This window comes from Elioraea sp. (genome assembly GCF_022842375.1).
In the GTDB taxonomy this organism is placed as follows: Bacteria; Pseudomonadota; Alphaproteobacteria; order Acetobacterales; family Acetobacteraceae; genus Elioraea_A.
Window position 1 is genome coordinate 90020 of the sequence record NZ_JALHPR010000009.1, and the last position, 17296, is coordinate 107315.

Annotated in this window: 17 protein-coding genes; 3 read left to right on the forward strand and 14 right to left on the reverse strand. The window is 70.2% G+C overall.

What is annotated here, in order from left to right; genetic code table 11:
* Window positions 1-31 precede the first annotated feature (31 nt).
* Both Q0C38_RS10250 and groES read right to left on the reverse strand, forming a co-directional pair.
* Window positions 32-832: an inositol monophosphatase gene (locus Q0C38_RS10250; protein ID WP_291296988.1), complete on the reverse strand. Its 801-nt coding sequence runs from the start codon at window positions 830-832 to the stop codon at window positions 32-34.
* A gap of 32 nt (window positions 833-864) precedes the next feature.
* Window positions 865-1158, reverse strand: coding sequence for a co-chaperone GroES (gene groES / locus Q0C38_RS10255; protein ID WP_291296989.1), 294 nt, complete (start codon window positions 1156-1158; stop codon window positions 865-867).
* 252 nt (window positions 1159-1410) lie between these two features.
* Here groES and Q0C38_RS10260 point away from each other — a divergent pair, with 252 nt between their 5' ends.
* Window positions 1411-2334, forward strand: a complete 924-nt coding sequence (locus tag Q0C38_RS10260; RefSeq protein ID WP_291296990.1) for an FkbM family methyltransferase — start codon at window positions 1411-1413, stop codon at window positions 2332-2334.
* Window positions 2335-2405: 71 nt separating this feature from the next.
* Here the strand turns inward: Q0C38_RS10260 and hflX are convergent, their stop codons facing one another.
* The 11 genes from hflX to dusB all read right to left on the reverse strand — a co-directional run bounded on the left by hflX (window position 2406) and on the right by dusB (window position 14571).
* Entirely contained in the window at window positions 2406-3716 is a 1311-nt protein-coding gene (gene hflX / locus Q0C38_RS10265) for a GTPase HflX (RefSeq protein WP_408870021.1), read from the reverse strand.
* A gap of 61 nt (window positions 3717-3777) precedes the next feature.
* Window positions 3778-4107: an RNA chaperone Hfq gene (hfq, locus tag Q0C38_RS10270; RefSeq protein ID WP_291296991.1), complete on the reverse strand. Its 330-nt coding sequence runs from the start codon at window positions 4105-4107 to the stop codon at window positions 3778-3780.
* Window positions 4108-4270: 163 nt separating this feature from the next.
* On the reverse strand, window positions 4271-4930 hold the full coding sequence (locus Q0C38_RS10275; RefSeq protein WP_291297042.1) for an HAD family hydrolase: 660 nt from the start codon (window positions 4928-4930) through the stop codon (window positions 4271-4273).
* Window positions 4931-4935: 5 nt separating this feature from the next.
* On the reverse strand, window positions 4936-5811 hold the full coding sequence (locus Q0C38_RS10280) for a D-amino-acid transaminase (RefSeq protein ID WP_291296992.1): 876 nt from the start codon (window positions 5809-5811) through the stop codon (window positions 4936-4938).
* Window positions 5812-5832: 21 nt separating this feature from the next.
* Window positions 5833-6312, reverse strand: a complete 480-nt coding sequence (locus tag Q0C38_RS10285) for a GNAT family N-acetyltransferase (protein WP_291296993.1) — start codon at window positions 6310-6312, stop codon at window positions 5833-5835.
* On the reverse strand, window positions 6309-6821 hold the full coding sequence (locus Q0C38_RS10290) for a YbaK/EbsC family protein (RefSeq protein ID WP_291296994.1): 513 nt from the start codon (window positions 6819-6821) through the stop codon (window positions 6309-6311). Before Q0C38_RS10290 ends, Q0C38_RS10285 begins: the two co-directional genes overlap by 4 nt.
* Window positions 6814-8223 (reverse strand): sigma-54 dependent transcriptional regulator, encoded by a 1410-nt coding sequence (locus Q0C38_RS10295; protein WP_291296995.1) that lies wholly within the window; start codon window positions 8221-8223, stop codon window positions 6814-6816. Before Q0C38_RS10295 ends, Q0C38_RS10290 begins: the two co-directional genes overlap by 8 nt.
* Entirely contained in the window at window positions 8213-10531 is a 2319-nt protein-coding gene (locus Q0C38_RS10300; RefSeq protein ID WP_291296996.1) for a PAS domain-containing sensor histidine kinase, read from the reverse strand. Before Q0C38_RS10300 ends, Q0C38_RS10295 begins: the two co-directional genes overlap by 11 nt.
* Window positions 10532-10555: 24 nt before the next feature.
* A complete protein-coding gene (ntrC, locus tag Q0C38_RS10305; protein ID WP_291296997.1) occupies window positions 10556-11998 on the reverse strand; it encodes a nitrogen regulation protein NR(I) in 1443 nt (480 codons plus the stop codon).
* A gap of 96 nt (window positions 11999-12094) precedes the next feature.
* Window positions 12095-13366 carry a nitrogen regulation protein NR(II) gene (locus tag Q0C38_RS10310; protein WP_291297043.1) on the reverse strand — a complete coding sequence of 424 codons (1272 nt, stop codon included), beginning with the start codon at window positions 13364-13366 and terminating at the stop codon, window positions 12095-12097.
* A gap of 62 nt (window positions 13367-13428) precedes the next feature.
* Window positions 13429-14571: a tRNA dihydrouridine synthase DusB gene (gene dusB / locus Q0C38_RS10315; RefSeq protein ID WP_291296998.1), complete on the reverse strand. Its 1143-nt coding sequence runs from the start codon at window positions 14569-14571 to the stop codon at window positions 13429-13431.
* Between the two features lie 100 nt (window positions 14572-14671).
* On the opposite strand from dusB, the gene ispD reads away from it, so the two are divergent.
* The gene (gene ispD, locus Q0C38_RS10320; protein ID WP_291296999.1) at window positions 14672-15826 is read left to right on the forward strand and encodes a 2-C-methyl-D-erythritol 4-phosphate cytidylyltransferase; all 1155 of its coding nucleotides are present in this window, start codon (window positions 14672-14674) and stop codon (window positions 15824-15826) included.
* A gap of 110 nt (window positions 15827-15936) precedes the next feature.
* Window positions 15937-16557, forward strand: coding sequence for a serine protease (locus Q0C38_RS10325; protein WP_291297000.1), 621 nt, complete (start codon window positions 15937-15939; stop codon window positions 16555-16557).
* Between the two features lie 193 nt (window positions 16558-16750).
* On the opposite strand, the gene Q0C38_RS10330 is transcribed toward Q0C38_RS10325, so the two are convergent.
* Window positions 16751-17224, reverse strand: coding sequence for an MmcB family DNA repair protein (locus tag Q0C38_RS10330; RefSeq protein ID WP_291297001.1), 474 nt, complete (start codon window positions 17222-17224; stop codon window positions 16751-16753).
* Window positions 17225-17296 lie beyond the last annotated feature (72 nt).

Here is a 17296-nt window from a genome sequence, read left to right on the forward strand (position 1 = left end):
TTCTCGTGCCGATCATGGTCATCGGCCACCGTCACGGCGCGAGCAGCGCCTCGCGGACTTCGTCCCACGAGGCGCGGTCGGGTGCAGCGATCAGCCCGCCGGCGTGGATCGCGCCAGTATAGGGCCTCCCGTCGAACAGCGCAGCGTATCCACCCGCCTCGCTGTGCAGCAGGAAGCCCGGCGCATGGTCCCACGGCATCAGCTTCCAGTAGACGAGAACGTGGATCGGGCCTGACGCCGCCAGCCGCCACTCATGCGCCGCACAGCGCAACTCCCACCCTGCCCCGAACATCCCGAGGCGAGAACGCACGCGTGGGGCGAGGTCTCCCGGCAGGTACCGGTGGCTGACGGCAGCGCGCATGCTCGCCATCGGCGCGGCGGCAGCGACACGGAGGTCGTTGCGGCGGCCGTGCCGATCCTCCACCCATGCCCCCTCGCCCCTAAGCGCGATCGCGGTGTCGTGCATCACCGGGTCATGCACCCAGGCAGCGACCGGCTCGCCGTGATGCAGGAGTGCCAGCATCGTGCCGAACAGCGGCAGGCCGGAGGCGAAATTGGCCGTGCCGTCGACCGGGTCGAGAACGAAGCACCACTCGGCGGTGCCGGTGGCCGCCAGCAGCGAGGGGTCGGCCGAGGCAGCCTCCTCCCCGACCACGGCGATGCCGGGACAGTGCCGTGCGAGGGCCGCGACGATCGCGCGCTCGCACGCCACGTCGGCGTCCGTCACCAGGTCCTGCGGGCCGGACTTCGTGCGCACCGCACCTGAGGCAAGGTTGCGGAAGCGCGGCATCACCTCCGTGACGGCTGCCTCGGCCAGGGCGGCGGCGATCATCGTCGCCGCCGCGGCCGTTGGAACGGGGTGGGTCAGCCCTCGATCCCCAGCACGTCGCTTTCCTTCATGATCACGCGGTCCTTGCCGTCGAGCTTCACTTCGGTGCCGGACCATTTCCCATAGAGAACGGTGTCGCCCACCTTCACGTCGAGCTTCATCAGGCGCCCATCCTCCGCCCGCGCGCCGGGGCCGACGGCGAGCACCTTGCCGCGCGTCGGCTTCTCGCCTGCGGTCTCGGGGATGATGATCCCGCCCTTGGACTTGGTCTCGGCGGCGATCGGCTCGACCAGGACGCGGTCACCGAGCGGGCGGAACTTCGACGGCATCGTTGTCTCCTGAAAGTGAATGGCCTGATGGATTGATGGCGACGGATGGCAACAGGAAGCCGCGCGTCAGTCAACCGCAAGCGGGGCGCTTCATGGGCGGCAGGCGCGGGGAACCTGCGCGGCTGGACCTGGGCCATCCCAGGGGATAGAGACACCCATCGGTGGATGGCGGAATGCGCTGTCTGCGATGCGGCATGCCATGCCGTCCCTGGCCCTGAGCGGGTCGTTCTCGATTGCAAGGGTTGATGGTGCATGAGCACGCGGTCGCCTGACACTCGCGAGCGGCTGGTGGCCTCGCTCCTGCCCGTTGTCCGTTTCGGCCTACGCCATGGGCCAGCGCCGCTGCGTCGCGTGATCCGCGACCAGATCATCCGCCGCTATGTCGCCTGGCGGCAGATCCCGCTCGACTTCCGGCTTTCCGACGGTCTCAGGGTTCGCGGTGACCTGCGGGATGTGATCGTGCGCAGCCTTTACATGGACGGGACCTGGGACCCCTCGCTTCGCGATCTTCTCGCGGCGCAGCTTTCGGAGGGGGACGTCTTCGTCGACGTCGGAGCGAATTTCGGCTTGTTCTCGCTGGTTGCCTCCAGGATGGTCGGCGCCTCGGGTGCGGTGATTGCAATCGAAGCCTCCCCGACAACCTTCGCCCGGCTTCTCGATCATCTCCGCGTGAACGAGGCCGACAACGTTGTCGCGGTGAATGTCGCCGCCAGCGACCATGTCGGCCACGTATCGATCCATTCGTCTGACGCGACCAATCCGGGTGCTTCGACAATCGTGGCGGACGCCCAGGAACTTGCCGCGCGGCACGCCACGTTCGAGGCAGAGATTGAGGCCAAGCCGCTCCACGAGATCGTGCCCAGGGCGCTTTGGCCAAGGATCAAGGCCATCAAGATCGATGTCGAGGGTGCGGAAGCCGAGGTCCTGCGCGGGCTCGAGCCCATGCTGTCGGCCCTTCCGGCAGAGACGGCGATCGCCGTCGAGATCACGCGTTCGCTGCTTTCGCGGGTGTACGGGCTTACCCCCCAACAATTGCTCGCACCGTTCCGGGCGCGCGGTTTCATCGCCTATCAGCGGGCGGAAGACAGCGGGCCGCCGACGCCACTCGGCGACGGGGATCCTGTCTTCAATGCCTGGGAGACGGCCGACCTGATCCTCCGCCGCGTTCCGATATGAACGGCGCGGCGGCATACGCCGACGCATCGGCCGCAAGCGATGCCGACGTGATCACCTGCGCGTGCTGACCGTCACGCCCCGGCGGGGCGTCCGGCCTTGGCACGGCGGCTCTCGAACCGCGCGCGGTCATCCTCCGACAGCCTGACGGCGAGGTGGATCGCCTCCGCCCCGTCGCGCCGGTCCAGTACCTCGCCATGCGCGTAGAGCCAGGCAAGTGCCGCGCCCTCGCCGGGCTTCAGCGCGATGCGGTGCACCAGGAGCCCAGCCGACAGCCGCGCATCGATCGCCGCCTTCAGCACGCCAAGCCCCGCCCCGGTGAGTGCCGAGACGAGCACAAGGTCCTTCGCATCGGCCAACGCACCGCGCGCATCTTCCGGCAGCAGGTCGGACTTGTTCAGCACCTCGATCACCCGGTCCTGCCAGGCAGGATCGATCGTGCCGTCCTTCACCATGCTGTCGAGCACGGCCAGCACATCGGCGCGCTGAGCGGCGGTATCGGGATGGGCGACGTCGCGCACGTGCAGGATGATGTCGGCCTCCGCCACCTCCTCGAGCGTCGCGCGGAACGCCTCGACCAGCTCGTGCGGCAGTTCGGAGATGAACCCCACCGTGTCTGACAGGATCACGCTGCGGCCGGAGGGGAGCTTGAGCCCGCGCATCGTCGGGTCGAGCGTCGCGAAAAGCTGGTCCTTCGCCAGCACCTCGGCACCGGTGATGGTGTTGAACAGCGTCGACTTTCCGGCGTTGGTGTAGCCGACGAGGGCAACGACGGGAAACGGCACCTTCTTGCGCGCGCCACGATGCAGGCCACGCGTGCGGCGCACCTCCTCGAGCTCGCGCTTGATCCTGCCGATGCGCTCGCCGATCAGGCGACGGTCGATCTCGATCTGGCTCTCGCCGGGGCCGCCGAGGAAGCCGAAGCCGCCGCGCTGCCGCTCGAGATGCGTCCATGACCGGACGAGGCGGGTGCGCTGGTAGTCGAGATGCGCAAGCTCCACCTGGAGCGAGCCTTCGCGGGTGCGGGCGCGCGCGCCGAAGATCTCGAGGATCAGCCCGGTGCGGTCGATGACCTTGCAGCCCCAGGCCTTCTCGAGGTTGCGCTGCTGCACGGGGGAAAGCTGCGCATCGACGACGGCGACGGCGACGCGGTGAAGCCTGATCTCGGCCGCGATGTTCTCGACCTGGCCGGAGCCCAGGAGCGTCGCGGGCTTGCGGCCACGCAGCGGCAGGATGCCCTTCCAGGCGATGTCGAGGCCGATGGCGCCGGCAAGCGACGCGGCCTCCTCGAGGCGCGCTTCCGCGGGGCGCAGCAATGCGGCCGGCAGGTCAGCCGGGTCGAGGCCCGCTGCGCGCGAAGCGTCAGGCCGTTCCCAGGGCAGCACGACAGCCGCCGCGTTCGGCTCCGCCGGCAGGTGCTCCTCACCCGCCGGCGGCGCGGCGGGCTCAGTCCCCCGCCGTGGCCGGCGCAGGTGCCGTCTCCTTCGGCGCGACCGTCAGCGTGTTCGGCCCTGCCGCCGCGGCAGGCTGCTCGGTGCCCGCGCGCGCGGCATCGAACAGCATGATCGGCGCACCTGGCATCACGGTGGAGATCGCGTGCTTGTAGACGAGCTGGGTGTGCCCATCACGGCGCAGCAGCACGGAGAAATTGTCGAACCAGGTGATGATGCCCTGGAGCTTCACGCCGTTGACGAGGAAGATCGTCACGGGAGTCTTGTTCTTGCGAACGTGATTCAGGAACACGTCCTGCACGTTCTGCGCTTTTTCGGTCGCCATGGCCCAACCTTTTCCGTCTTGTTTGCCGCTGTGGGTCTTAGCGCGTTCGTCTGCGGATGGATGCGTCCCGGCCCCATCTCGCACCTGCGAGATATAGCACGGGTCCACCGCGCCACAAGATCAGCAGGGTTCGTGCGGTCGCGCAACACATTGGCGTGTTACCTCACGCCTCCACACGCGAAACGAGCAGGGCCTGTAGCGCTGCATGGTCGGGCGCGTGCCAGTCATGCCCCGCTGCCGCCGGGCCGCCGTCATGCGCCGCATCGCCGACGAGAATCCCCGTCATCCCTGCGTTCCTGGCCGCCTGCATGTCGAGTGCCGTATCGCCGACGTACCAGATCGCCGGCCCCGCGCCGAGGCCGAGTGCGGCGAGCGCCAACCGCATCGGCGCCGGGTCGGGCTTGTCGGCTTCGGCGTCGCCGGCGCCGATCAGTGCCGCGAATCGGGGCGCCCAGCCGAGCGCCTCCGCCTCGCGGCGGAGATAGCGGCCCGTCTTGTTCGACACCACCGCGAGCGGCAGCCCGAGCGATGCCGCGTGGATGAGCGTCGCCTCGGCACCTGGCAGCGGCGTCACGTTCTGCAGGTGTGTGGCCTCCAGCGCCTCGTAGAACACATCCCTCGCCTCCTCCCAGCCACGGCCGAACATGGAGGGGAAGGTGTCGCGCAGCGATTTCCGTACCCGCCCGCGCACCTCGGCGAGCGTCCAGGGCGCCTGGCCGAAGCGGGTGAGTGCAGCGTTGAGCGCGGTGGCGATGCCTGGCCAGGCATCGACCAGCGTATTGTCCCAGTCGAAGACGACGGCGTCGGGCCGCGGCACCGCCATGAGGCTCACGCGGCGGCGGGTGTGTTGCGCTGGCCGTTCACGTGGCGGGCGAAGATGTCGAACAGCCTGCGCGTCACCGGCCCTGGCGTGCCATCGCCCACCTTCGCGCCGTCGACCGCGAGGATCGGCTTCACGAAGCTGGTGGCCGAGGTGATGAACGCCTCGGGTGCGGCGCGGAGCTCCGCTTCCGAGAACGGCCCCTCGGCATAGGCGATGCCGTTCTCGCGCAGCAGGTCGACCAGCACGCGGCGGGTGCAGCCGGGCAGGATGTTGGCGGTGAGGTCGCGCGTGCGCAGGTTCCCGTTGGCGTCGACGATCCAGAAGCTGGTCGCCGCCCCTTCCGTCACCATGCCGTCGGGCGTGATCAGGATCGCCTCGGACGCGCCCTTCTCCTTCGCCGCCTGGCGGGCGAGCACGTTGGGCAGCAGGCCGACGGTCTTGATGTCGCAGCGCGCCCAGCGCTGGTCGGGGTAGGTGATGGCCGTCGTGCCCCAGTTGTCGATCGAGGTCGGGTAGGGCTTGATGCGCTTGACGGTGACGACGATCGCCGGCGGCACGGGCTTGGTGGGAAACGCATGGTCGCGGCGGGCGACGCCGCGGCTCACCTGCATGTAGAGCAGGCCTTCGTCGATGCGGTTCCGCCGCACCACCTCGCGCAGCACGGCCATCAGCGCCGTGCGCGGCATCGGCATGGGGATGCGGATCTCACGCAACGACCGCTCCAGCCTGTCGAGGTGCGGGCCGTCATCGACGAAGCGGCCGGCATGGACGTGAACCACCTCGTAGACCGCATCGGCGAACTGGTAGCCGCGATCCTCGACATGCACCGAGGCCTCGCGGTGGGGAACGTAGCGGCCGTTCACATAGGCGATGCGCGACATCGTCGGTCCTCTGTTCGGTGGTCAGCCCGAGGGTGGCACGGCAGGGCCGCGCAGCACCAGGGCGTGGGTGGCGAAGGGATCGCCCGTCACGCGCGCGAAGCCGAGCGCGTTGTACATCGCCGCCGCGGCACCGTTGTCCGCCCCCATGCGCACGCGGATCAGGCGGAAATGCTCCGCCGCATCGGCAAGCGCGTGGCGGGCGAGCGCGGCACCGATGCCGCGTCCGCGATGGTCGCTCCGCACATAGAGGTGGCGGAGGCGGCCGACCGTCGGGTCCTGCGAATGCGGATCGATGTTGCGGCCGACGAGGCCAGCGAGCACGCCGCCCTCCCAGGCACCGACGACGAGCTCGCCCTTCCTGTCGAACCGGTTCGTGCCGCCATGCCACTCCGCCGCCATGCGGTCGAGGAAGCGGTGGCCCGCGCGGTGGGCATCGTCGGCGAGGGCGGCGAAGTTGCCGCCGTCGATCTCCTGGAACGGGCGGATCTCGATGCCGCTCATGCCGCACGCTCCGCCACGTCGGCGACGCGGCCGGCGGAGAGTGCCAGCAGCCGTTCCGGCGTCGTCTCGAACACGTGCGCGGGGCTTCCCGCCGCCGCCCAGACGCGATCGAGCCGCAGCACGGCGGCATCGACCAGCACGACGGGCGGCGTCAGGTGGCCGATCGGAGAGACGCCGTCGATCGCGAACCCTGTCACCTCCCGCACCCAGCGCCCCTCGGCGCGCTCGATCACACCACCCGCTTCCTCGGCGACGCGCGCAAGATCGATACGGTCCGCGCCGGAGGCAATCACGAGCACCGGCCTCGCAGAACCCTTGGTGCGGAACACGAGGCTTTTGGCAATGGCCGCGACATCACAGCCGACGGCACGCGCGGCATCCTCGGCCGTGCGGGTTCCCTCGGGGAAGATGCGGATCGTGTCGGGGTGGCCGGCCGCGGCAAGGGCCGCGCGCACCCGCGCGACGGAACCGCCTTCCGGCGCGGCCTCAGCCCCAGACTTTTCAACCATTGCCGTTCACCGCCGCGCGATCATCGGCGTTCACGCCGAGCGTCTTGAGCTTGCGGTGCAGCGCCGAGCGTTCCATGCCGACGAAGCTCGCCGTGCGGCTGATATTGCCCGCGAAACGATTGAGCTGGGCGAGCAGGTACTGCCGCTCGAACAACTCGCGCGCCTCGCGCAGCGGCAGCGACATGATCTCCCCGCCCCTCTCCCAGCGCAGCACGGTGGGGGCCGCGGCGCCGATGTCGGGGGGCAGGTGCTCGGCGCGGAGCGGCTCGCGCGGCTCGCCGGGCGCCATGATCAGCAGCCAGTCCATCAGGTTGCGCAGCTGCCGCACGTTGCCTGGCCAGTCATAGGCCTGCAGCACGGCGAGCGCATCCTCCGACAGGTCGCGCAGCGCGAGGCCCGAGGCTTCCGCCGAGCGGGCGAGGAAATGGCGCGCGAGGGCGGGAATGTCCTCGCGGCGCTCACGCAGCGCGGGGATGCGGAGCGGCACGACGTTGAGGCGGTAGTAGAGGTCCTCGCGAAACCGCCCTGCCTGGATCTCGGCGGCGAGGTCGCGGTTGGTGGTCGCGATCACGCGCACATCGACCTTCACGCGCGTGGCCCCGCCCACACGCTCGAAGGCCTGGTCCTGCAGCACGCGCACGATCTTGCCCTGCGTCTCGAGCGGCATGTCGGCCACCTCGTCGAGCAGCAGCGTGCCGCCATGGGCGTGTTCGAGCGTGCCTGCACGCCGCGGGCTCGTCATCGGATCGGCGCCGGCCTCGACACCGAAGAGTTCATCCTCGAGGCGGGATGGATTGAGCGTCGCGCAGTTCAGCACCATGAACGGCTCGCTCACGCGCCGGCTCAGCGTGTGCAGCATCCGCGCAACGACTTCCTTGCCCGCCCCTGCCGGCCCGGTGACGAGAACGCGCGAGCCGGTGGGCGCGACCTTCTCCACCGCCGCGCGCAACTCGCGCATCTGCGGGCTGGTGCCGATCAGCTCCGTCTCGGCACCCGCGCGCAGGCGAAGCTCGCTGTTCTCGCGCTGCAGCTGTGCCGCCTCGATCGCGCGGCGCACGATGAGCAGCAGGCGGTCTGACTTGAACGGCTTCTCGATGAAATCATAGGCGCCATGCTGGATCGCCTGCACCGCCGTCTCGATCGTGCCGTGGCCCGAGATCATCACCGCAGGCACGTGCGGCTCCTCGCGGTGCAGCACCTCGAGGATGCCCAACCCGTCAAGGCGCGATCCCTGCAGCCAGATGTCCAGGATCACGAGCGCGGGGCGGCGCAGCTTGAACGCGGCGATCGCCGAATCGCTGTCCGCCGCCTCGCGCGTCTCGTAGCCCTCGTCACGCAGGATGCCGGTGACGAGCATGCGGATATCGGGCTCGTCATCGACGATCAGGATGTCATGCGCCATGCGCGGCCTTCGGCATCTCCATCTCGGGGCTGGCCTCGTGGCTGGCCTCTGGACGGAGCACCCCAGCGGTGAGCGGCAGCGTCAGCACGACGCGCGCGCCCGTGGCCCCATCCAGCCGGTCGGCGAGATCGAGCCGGCCCGCATGGTCTTCCATGATCTTCTTCACGATCGCAAGCCCGAGCCCGGTTCCCTTGGTTTTCCGCGTCACATAGGGCTCCGTCAGCGACTCGCGACCCTCCGCCGGCAGGCCGACCCCGTCATCCTCGACCACGATCGCCACCCGCCCCTCGGCCGCCGAGACGCTGAGCGCGATCCTCCCCGCCCCCTCCCGCCCCCCGCCATCCTTGGCCGCCCCATCCTTGGCCGCTACCGCATCGGCCGCATTCAGGAGCAGGTTCGTCACTGCCTGGCCGATCAGCCTGCGGTCACACAGCGCCACCGGCGGCGGCTCGGCGATGTCGAGCGTGAAGGCGATCTCGGGATGCGCATTCCGCTGCAGGAACACCGCCTGGCGGACGATCTCGGCCACGTCCTCCTGCCGCAGGACAGGTTGGGGCATGCGCGCGAAGGCGGAGAACTCGTCGACCATCCGCCCGATGTCGCCGACCTGGCGGACGATGGTATCGGTGCAGATCTGGAACGTCTCGGGGTCGGAGTGGATCTCGGCGAGGTATTTCCGCTTCAGCCGCTCGGCGGAAAGCTGGATCGGCGTCAGCGGGTTCTTGATCTCGTGCGCGATGCGGCGGGCCACATCGGCCCAGGCAGCCTGGCGCTGGGCGGCCAGCAGCTCCGTCACGTCATCGAAGGTGACGACGAAGCCCCGCACCCTCTCCTCGGTGATCTCGGTGTCGATGCGCACCAGCAGCGTCCGCCGCGCCGAGGGGGGGCCGATCTTCACCTCGGCCTCGGCGGCAGCGCGCGGGTCCGCCGCGGCATGGGCGAGCACGGCGGCGAACTCGGGAGCGATCTCCGCCAGCCGCTCACCCAGCCGCGCGACGAGATCAAGGCCGAGCAGGTCGGAGGCGGAACGGTTCGGCAGGTTGATGCGACCCTCGCCGTCGAGCCCGATGACACCCGCCGAAACGCCGGCGAGAACACCCTCGGTGAAGCGCCTCCGCTCGTCGATCTGGCGGTAGGCGTCCATCAGCTCGTCGCGGTTGGCGGAGAGCTGGCCGATCATGCGGTTGAAGGCGCGCGACAGCACGCCGATCTCGTCGTCGGACTGCCGCTCGGGCACGCGGACGCCGAGGTCACCCGCGCGCACGCGCTCGGCCGCGAAGACGAGCGATGAGATCGGCCGCGCCATCTGGCCCGCGATCACCAGGCCGACGAGAACCGCGGCAAACAGGATCAGCAGCGCCACCGAGCCGAAGATGAGGGCGAAGGTGATCTGCAATCCCGACCGGCTTGCCTCGAGGCGCCGATACTCCGCCACCGCCTGCTCGGTGCGCTCCATGTGCCCAAGCACCACCGGGTCGACCGGCCGGCCAACCAGCAGCATCAGGGGCCCCTGGATATCGAGGGCCACGAGTGCGCGCACGCGGTCCTGGCCCGCGGTCGGCAGCAACGCCACCTCGCCGCTGCGGGCGAAGTCCATCGCCCATGACGGCAGCGTCTCCCCCACCGGCGGCACCAGGAGGCCTGCGGTCGCGACCAGCCTGCCATTGGCGGCGTTGAACACCACCGCCTCGGTCAGGCCGCGCACGAGGATCTGCCGCTCGAGCAGCCGCGCGAACACCATCGGCCCCTGCGTGATGAGCAGCGACGAGGCGCGGTTGAGATCATTGGCCATCGCGAGTGCTTCGGCGCGGATCGTGCGCTGGTGCTCCTCGAGATAGGCCTTCGACGCGGCAAGGCTTTCGGCGAGTGCCGTGCGGACCCGCTCGTTGAACCAGTTCTCGAGGCCGCGGTTGAAGAACGCCGCCGAGAAGCCCGTGACGATGATGGTCGGCGTCACCGCGACGAGGCCGAACAGCACCACGAGCCGCACATGCAGCCGCGACCCCGCCGAGCCGCGCCGACGCTCCGCCCACACCCTGACGACGCGTACCGCAAGGATGGCGGCCAGCACCAGCAGCAGGGCGAGGTTGCCGTTGACGAGCCAGAGCATGCCGCCCGGGGAGAGGTCGACCACGCCGGTGCCGGTGACGGCGGCGAAGGTGATGAAGCCCGCCGCGATCGAGGTGATCGCAAGCCCGAGCGTCAGCCACCGCCCGGCGCGGCCGATCACGAGGAAGTCGAGCACGCGGCGGAGGGCGCCGCGACGCTCGTCACCCTCTACCCGCATTTTGGCCGTTGGCTGTGCCATTGTCGCCGTTCCCGTGTCCGGCCGTCAGCCGAGGCCGCGCACCACGGGGATCTCGAGCTCGCGGATCTTCTTGCGCAGCGTGTTGCGGTTGAGCCCCAGCACATGCGCCGCACGGATCTGGTTGCCGCGCGTTGCCGTGAGCGTGAGCTGGATCAGCGGCCGCTCGATCTCCTGCAGGATGCGGTCATGCACGCCCGGGCTCGGCAGCCCGTCCTTGTGGCCGGCGAAATAGGCGCGGAGATGACGCTCCACCGCCTGGGCCAGCGTCTCGGGCTCTCCTGCCTGCGGCTCGGGCATTCCCGTGCTCGTCTCGGCAAGCTCGGTCGCGATCACGTCCTCGCCGATCGTTTCCTGCGGATAGAGGGCCGCGAGGCGCCGCATCAGGTTCTCGAGCTCGCGCACGTTGCCCGGCCAGCGATAGGCGCCGAGCCGGTCCAACGCCGGCTGGTCGAGCGTCTTGGCCGGCAGCCCCTTCTGCCGGTTGACCGAGAGGAAGTGACGTGCGAGGGCCGCGATGTCCTCGTTCCGCTCGCGCAAGGGTGGCAGGCGGATGGGAACGACGTTGAGGCGGTAGAACAGGTCCTCGCGGAACAGGCCCTGGCGGATCAGCGCACGCAGGTCACGGTGCGTGGCAGCGACGATGCGCACGTTCACCCGCACCGGCGTGCGGCCACCGACGGAGGTGAACTCGCCTTCCTGGAGCACGCGCAGCAGCCGCGTCTGTGCCTCGGGCGGCATGTCGCCGATCTCGTCGAGGAACAGCGTGCCGCCATTGGCCTGCTCGAACCGCCCCTGGGCGCGGTTGTGCGCGCCGGTGAAGGCGCCGCGCTCATGGCCGAACAATTCGCTCTCGATCAGCTCGCGCGGGATCGCCGCCATGTTGATCGCAACGAACGGGCCGGCACGCCTGGCGCCGTAGTCGTGCAGCGCGCGCGCAACCAGTTCCTTGCCGGTGCCGCTCTCGCCCGTGATCATCACGGTGAGGTCGGTCGCGGTGACGCGCGCGACGGTGCGGTAGATGTCCTGCATCGCCGCTGAACGGCCGACGAGGGGAAGCTTCTCCTCCTCCGCCTGGTCACCGTCGCCGGCTTCCGGCGCTGCGGGAGAGGCGGCGAGAGCGCGCCCGACGACGGCGAGCAGTTCGTTCAGGTCGAACGGCTTCGGCAGGTACTCGAACGCGCCCCGCTGCGTCGCCTTCACCGCCGTGGTCAGCGTCGACTGCGCGCTCATGACCACGACGCGCAGGTCGGGCCGCACGCGGCGGATGCGGGGAACGAGGTCGAGCCCGTTCTCGTCGGGCATCACCACGTCGGTGATGACGAGATCGCCCTCCCCGTCCTCGACCCAGCGCCACAGCGTCGCCGCCGTGCCTGTGGTGCGCACCTGGTAGCCGGAGCGCGTCAACGCCTGGCCGAGCACGGTGCGGATCGAGCGGTCATCATCGGCAACGAGGATCGTGGCGCTCATCGCGTGGCCTCCATCGGCGCTGTCGCAAACTGCCCACGGGCAACATCTTCGGTGGCGCTCATGCGTCGCTCTCCTTGTTCCTTGTCGTCGGCGCCTTCACGCCTCGTCATTGTCCTGGTCGTGATGCTGGTCACGATCCTGGTCATGATCCTGGCCGGCACGCGCACCGCCGCCCGGATGCACGGGAAGGTGCAGGCGGAACACCGTGCGTCCCGGCGCGCTGTCGCATTCGACGAGCCCACCATGGTCGCCGATGATCTTGGCGACCAGCGCAAGGCCAAGCCCGCTCCCCTGGCGTTTCGTCGTCACGAACGGGTCGAACAGGTTCGGGCGCAGCGATTCCGGAATGCCGTGGCCCGTATCCTTCACCGACACGACCAGCGGCAGGTGCAGCCGCTTCGTCGCCCCCGGCACGGCGAGCCTCACGCCATGCTGGTAGGCGGTCGCGAGCTCGATCGTGCCACTCGGGCCGTTGCCCGGCACCTCCGCCACGGCCTCGGCGGCGTTCTTCACGAGGTTGAGCACGACCTGGATCAGCTGGTCGCGGTTGCCCCAGACGGGCGGCAGCGAGGGGTCATAGGTCTCGACGAAGCGCACATGCCGCGCAAAGCCCGATTGCGCGAGCCGGCGCACATGCTCGAGCACCTGGTGGATGTTCACCTCGCCACGTTCGATCGGGCGTTCGGAGAAGGTCTCCATCCGGTCGACCAGCGCGCGGATCCGATCGGCCTCGTCCTGGATCAGCTGCGTGAGCTCGCGATCGGCCTCGGAAACAGAGCTTTCGAGAAGCTGCGCCGCACCCCGGATGCCGGAGAGCGGGTTCTTCACCTCATGCGCGAGGATCGCGGCCATCCCCGTGACCGAGCGAGCGGCGTTGCGGAAGCCCATCTGCTTCTCGAGCTTCTGCGGCGTCGAGCCGTCGATCAGCGTCAGCGCCACACAGTCGGCCGCCTCCGGCACCGGCGCGCCATGGACGGTGATGCCGCGCTTGGACAGCCTCGGGCTCTCGATCGCAAGGTCGTAGTCGGAGACCGAGACGGCGCCGGCAAGCACCTGGGTGATCAGCGCGAAGAGGGGGCTGTCCTCCGGCACCAGCTCGGCCAGCCTGGTCGCGCGAAGGCTGGTTGACGACAGCGCGAAGAACTCCTCCGCCGCCTGGTTGGCGAAGCGGAACCGCCCCTGCCGGTCAACCACGACGACGGCGGTGGCGAGTGCGGCGAGGATCGCCTGCGGCTCCGGTGCCGGCGGCGCCTGGGAACGCAGCAGCCGTGCCGGTGGGTCGGCGAACCCGCCCGCGATGTTCCCGGCCAGCCCTTCGGCCAGCCCGCGCACGACCGACAGCGTCCGCCGTCCTCTTCCGGCCATCATCATCTCCCGCTCCCGCTTCCCCGCCCCCCCGGCAGGGTCCGAATGCACGCTGCTCAATACCCTCAGGCAGCCATGAGCGCCGGGGCGCCGCGCGCCTCGGCCTCGATCAATGGCCTGTAGAATCCGTCGATCAGGGCGGCCACCTCTGCCCGCGTATCGGCGCGGTTGACCGCCGCGCGGAACTCGGCGGAGCCGTGAAGCCCCTTCGAGTACCAGCCGACATGCTTGCGCGCGAGCCGGACGCCGGGGTTCTCGCCATGGTGGGCGAGCATCGCGTCGTAATGCTCCATCAGCGTCGCGAACTGGTCGGCGAGCGACGGATCGGGCAGGCGCTCGCCGGTAGCGAGGAAATGCGCGACCTGCGCGAGGATCCAGGGTCGGCCATAGGCGCCGCGGCCGATCATCACGCCATCGGCCCCCGAGAGGGCGAGTGCCTCGGACGCATCCTCCGGCGTCACGATGTCGCCGTTGACGATCACGGGAAGCCGCGTGGCGGCCTTCACGGAGGCGACGAAGCCCCAGTCGGCGTGGCCGGTGTAGAACATCTGCCGGGTGCGGCCATGCACCGTCACCATCCTGATGCCGCTCTCCTCCGCGATGCGCGCGAGGTTGGGCGCGTTCAGGCGGGAATGGTCCCAGCCCATGCGCATCTTGAGCGTGACGGGAACCGAGACGGCGCGCACGGTCGCTTCCAGGATGCGGGCGGCCTGGACCTCGTCCTTCATCAGCGCCGAGCCCGCGCTCTGCCCGTTCGTGACCTTCTTGACCGGGCAGCCGAAATTGATGTCGACGATCGCCGCCCCGCGATCCTCGTTCAGCTTCGCCGCCTCCGCCATCGCGGCGGGGTCGCAGCCGGCGAGCTGCACGGACTGGGGCGACCCCTCCTCGTCGGGGTCCGTTGCCGCCATCTTCAGCGTCTGGCGGTTCTCGCGGATCATCGCCCAGGAGGCGATCATCTCCGATACCACGAGCCCGGCACCGAGGCGGCGGCAGAGGCGGCGGAACGGCAGGTCGGTCACGCCGGACATCGGGGCCAGGATCACCGGCAGCGCGATCGTCGCGCGCGGGCCGAGGATGATCGGCGCCAACCGGCCAGTGGCGCGCTGGGGACGGTCGGCCCGCTGGGGGCGGGCCTCTGGCTCGTCCGGGGCAGTGTCTGCACAGCCCTGGGTCAGCGCGGCGGTATGTGACGCATCGTTGCTCATGATTTGGGCAACGTAGTGGCCCCCGGCTCTCTTCGCAATGCGGCATCGGCGCGGGATCGGGCATTTGCAGCCGCGCGCCAACCGGTTAGCCTGCGCCTGCATGCGGACCGTGGCCCTCATCCTCGCCGCCGGGCGTGGTCAACGCCTGGGTGCTGCGACCCCCAAGCAGTTCCTGAGCCTTGCCGGCGCGCCGCTGCTGCGCCACGCGGCGCTGGCCTTCCTGCGCCATCCGCGCATCGATGCCGTGCGCATCGTGGGCGACGCTGCCGCCGCGGCCGACGCGCTGGCCGGCCTCGCCATACCCCCTGCCACGCCTGGGGGCGCAAGCCGGCAGGAGAGCGCGCTCGCCGGCCTCGCTGCGCTTGCCGCCGATGCGCCCGGGATCGTGCTGATCCATGACGCGGCGCGTCCCTGCGTGCCTGCTGCCGTGATCGATGCGGTGCTCGATGCGCTCGATGCAGGTGCTGCCGCCGCCATCCCGGCCGTCGCCGTCACCGATACGCTCAAGCGCGACAAGGGCGGCCTGGTGGGCGAGACGGTGCCGCGCGACGGGCTGGTCAGGGTGCAGACGCCGCAGGGCTTCCGGTTCGCCGCCATCCTCGCCGCGCACGAAAAGGCCGCCGGCCAGGCATTGACCGACGATGCGGCGGTGGCGGAGGCAGCGGGGCTTGCCGTGCGCCTGGTTCCCGGGTCAGAGGAAAACATCAAGGTGACGGTTCCAGGCGATCTCGCCCGCGCGGAGGCGCTGCTCGGCGCCAGGGTCGTGTCCAGCCTGATCCCGCGCATCGGCACGGGGTTCGACGTCCACCGCCTGGTCGAGGGGCGGCCGCTCGTGCTCTGCGGCATCACCATCCCTCACCCGCTCGGGCTTGCGGGACATTCCGATGCCGATGTGGGCATCCATGCGCTGTGCGACGCGATCTACGGCGCGCTCGCCGAGGGCGATATCGGGGTGCATTTCCCACCCAGCCAGGCGCGCTGGAAGGACGCCGACAGCGCTGCCTTCCTCCGCCACGCCGCTGGCCGCGTGGCGGCGCGTCAGGGGCGGATTGCGCATGTCGACGTCACGCTCATCTGCGAGCGGCCGAAGATCTCGCCCCATGCCGCTGACATGCGGGCGCGCCTCGCCGGGCTCATGGGCATCGGCGTCGAGGCGGTGTCGGTGAAGGCGACGACGTCCGAACGCCTGGGCTTCACCGGCCGCGGCGAGGGGATCGCGGCGCAGGCTGCGGCGACGGTGCTGCTGCCGGCCTAGACGACGCGGCCAGACCGCCCGGCCAGGAAGCCGGCCAGGAAGCCGGGCCCGACACACGTCTGCAACGCCCCGGCAACGCTTCTGCAAGGCGATAAGCGCAGTCTCGCGCCATGCGCCGCGTTCCACTCTCAGCGATCGCCCTTGCCGCAGCCATCGCGGGCTGCGCAGGCCCCGTGGCGCGGGTCGAACCGACCAGCCTGCAACGCGCCGGCGCGCTGCGCACGGGAAGCGGCTTCGCTGTCGGCGACAGCCAGACGATCGCCACCGCCTGGCATGTCGTGCGGGGCTGCGGCATCATCATGGTGGCCGATGGGCATCGCCACGTCGCGGCCGAGGTGGTGTGGCGGGACCCGCAGCGCGACCTCGCACTCCTGCGGGCGGAGGCGCCGACGCGACTCTTCGCCCATGATGCAGGCGTGGCCGATGCGCATGCCAGCGTGCGCGCGGTGCCGCCCGATTCGCTCTCCGCACCGCTCCGCGGCTCCGTGCTTGGCCCCTCCCCGGCCTGGCCTGGCCTCGTCGAGGTGGTATTGGACAGGCCGCTGCCGGATGGCGCGAGCGGTGCGCCGCTGCTCACCGAGACTGGTGCCGCGGTGGCAGTGCTGGTCGGCCGCTGGTCGATGCAGCAGAACCTCGCACTCGCCTCCCCCCTCCCGCGGAGCGAGGCGGCTCCCGCGAAGGTCCCGCGCACCGGCGCGGCGGTGGCGCGGATCAGCTGCTCGCGGTCCTGAACGGCAGCACCTTGCTGCAGGATGCGATGCAATTTGCAACACCACTGACAAAAAAAGCGGGACCAGGAGAACTCCGGGTCCCGCAAGGCAAGGTTGAGGAAGGCTTAGCTGCCGGCCGCGGGCGATGCCAACGACCGACAAGGTTTCACCCCGCAAGCCCCGTGCCAGTTTCGCTTCCCATTTCCCGCCGGCATCAATCCGGCGCGAGGCTCCGCTGCTGCCCGGCCGGATCGGCCACGGCTTCCGCCCGCAGCGCGCCGAGGCGGGCGAGTCGCAACGTGATCGCCCGACGCCGCGCCGGCGCGAGCGGATGCGAAGGGGGCTCGCGCAGTACCACCCCATCCCACGCATCGGCGATGATCAGCCCAGGTTCCGCCGGCAGCAGGGCAAGCGGGAAGTCACGGTCGACCGCGAAGCAGAACCGGTCGCACCAGGCGAGATAGTCCTGCCACTTGCCGTCGGTCAGGAAGTCGCGCGCGCACGACTTCACCTCGACGATCATGATCGTGCCGTCGGCGGCAAGCCCAACGAGATCGGCCCGCCTGCCATCGGCGAGCTTCACCTCGCGCAGCACGGCAAGCCCGTGCTGGCCAAGCAGCCGCGCCGCCCCGAGCGTGACGGCAGCGGTGCGGGCAGGCGCGGCGACGGGATCGGGCAGCGTGACCATGCCGGGGAAGGATAGCCGACGCGGTGGGCAGGCCGCATCCCTCGCCCCGGCCCCTTGCCTGAACGGCGGATC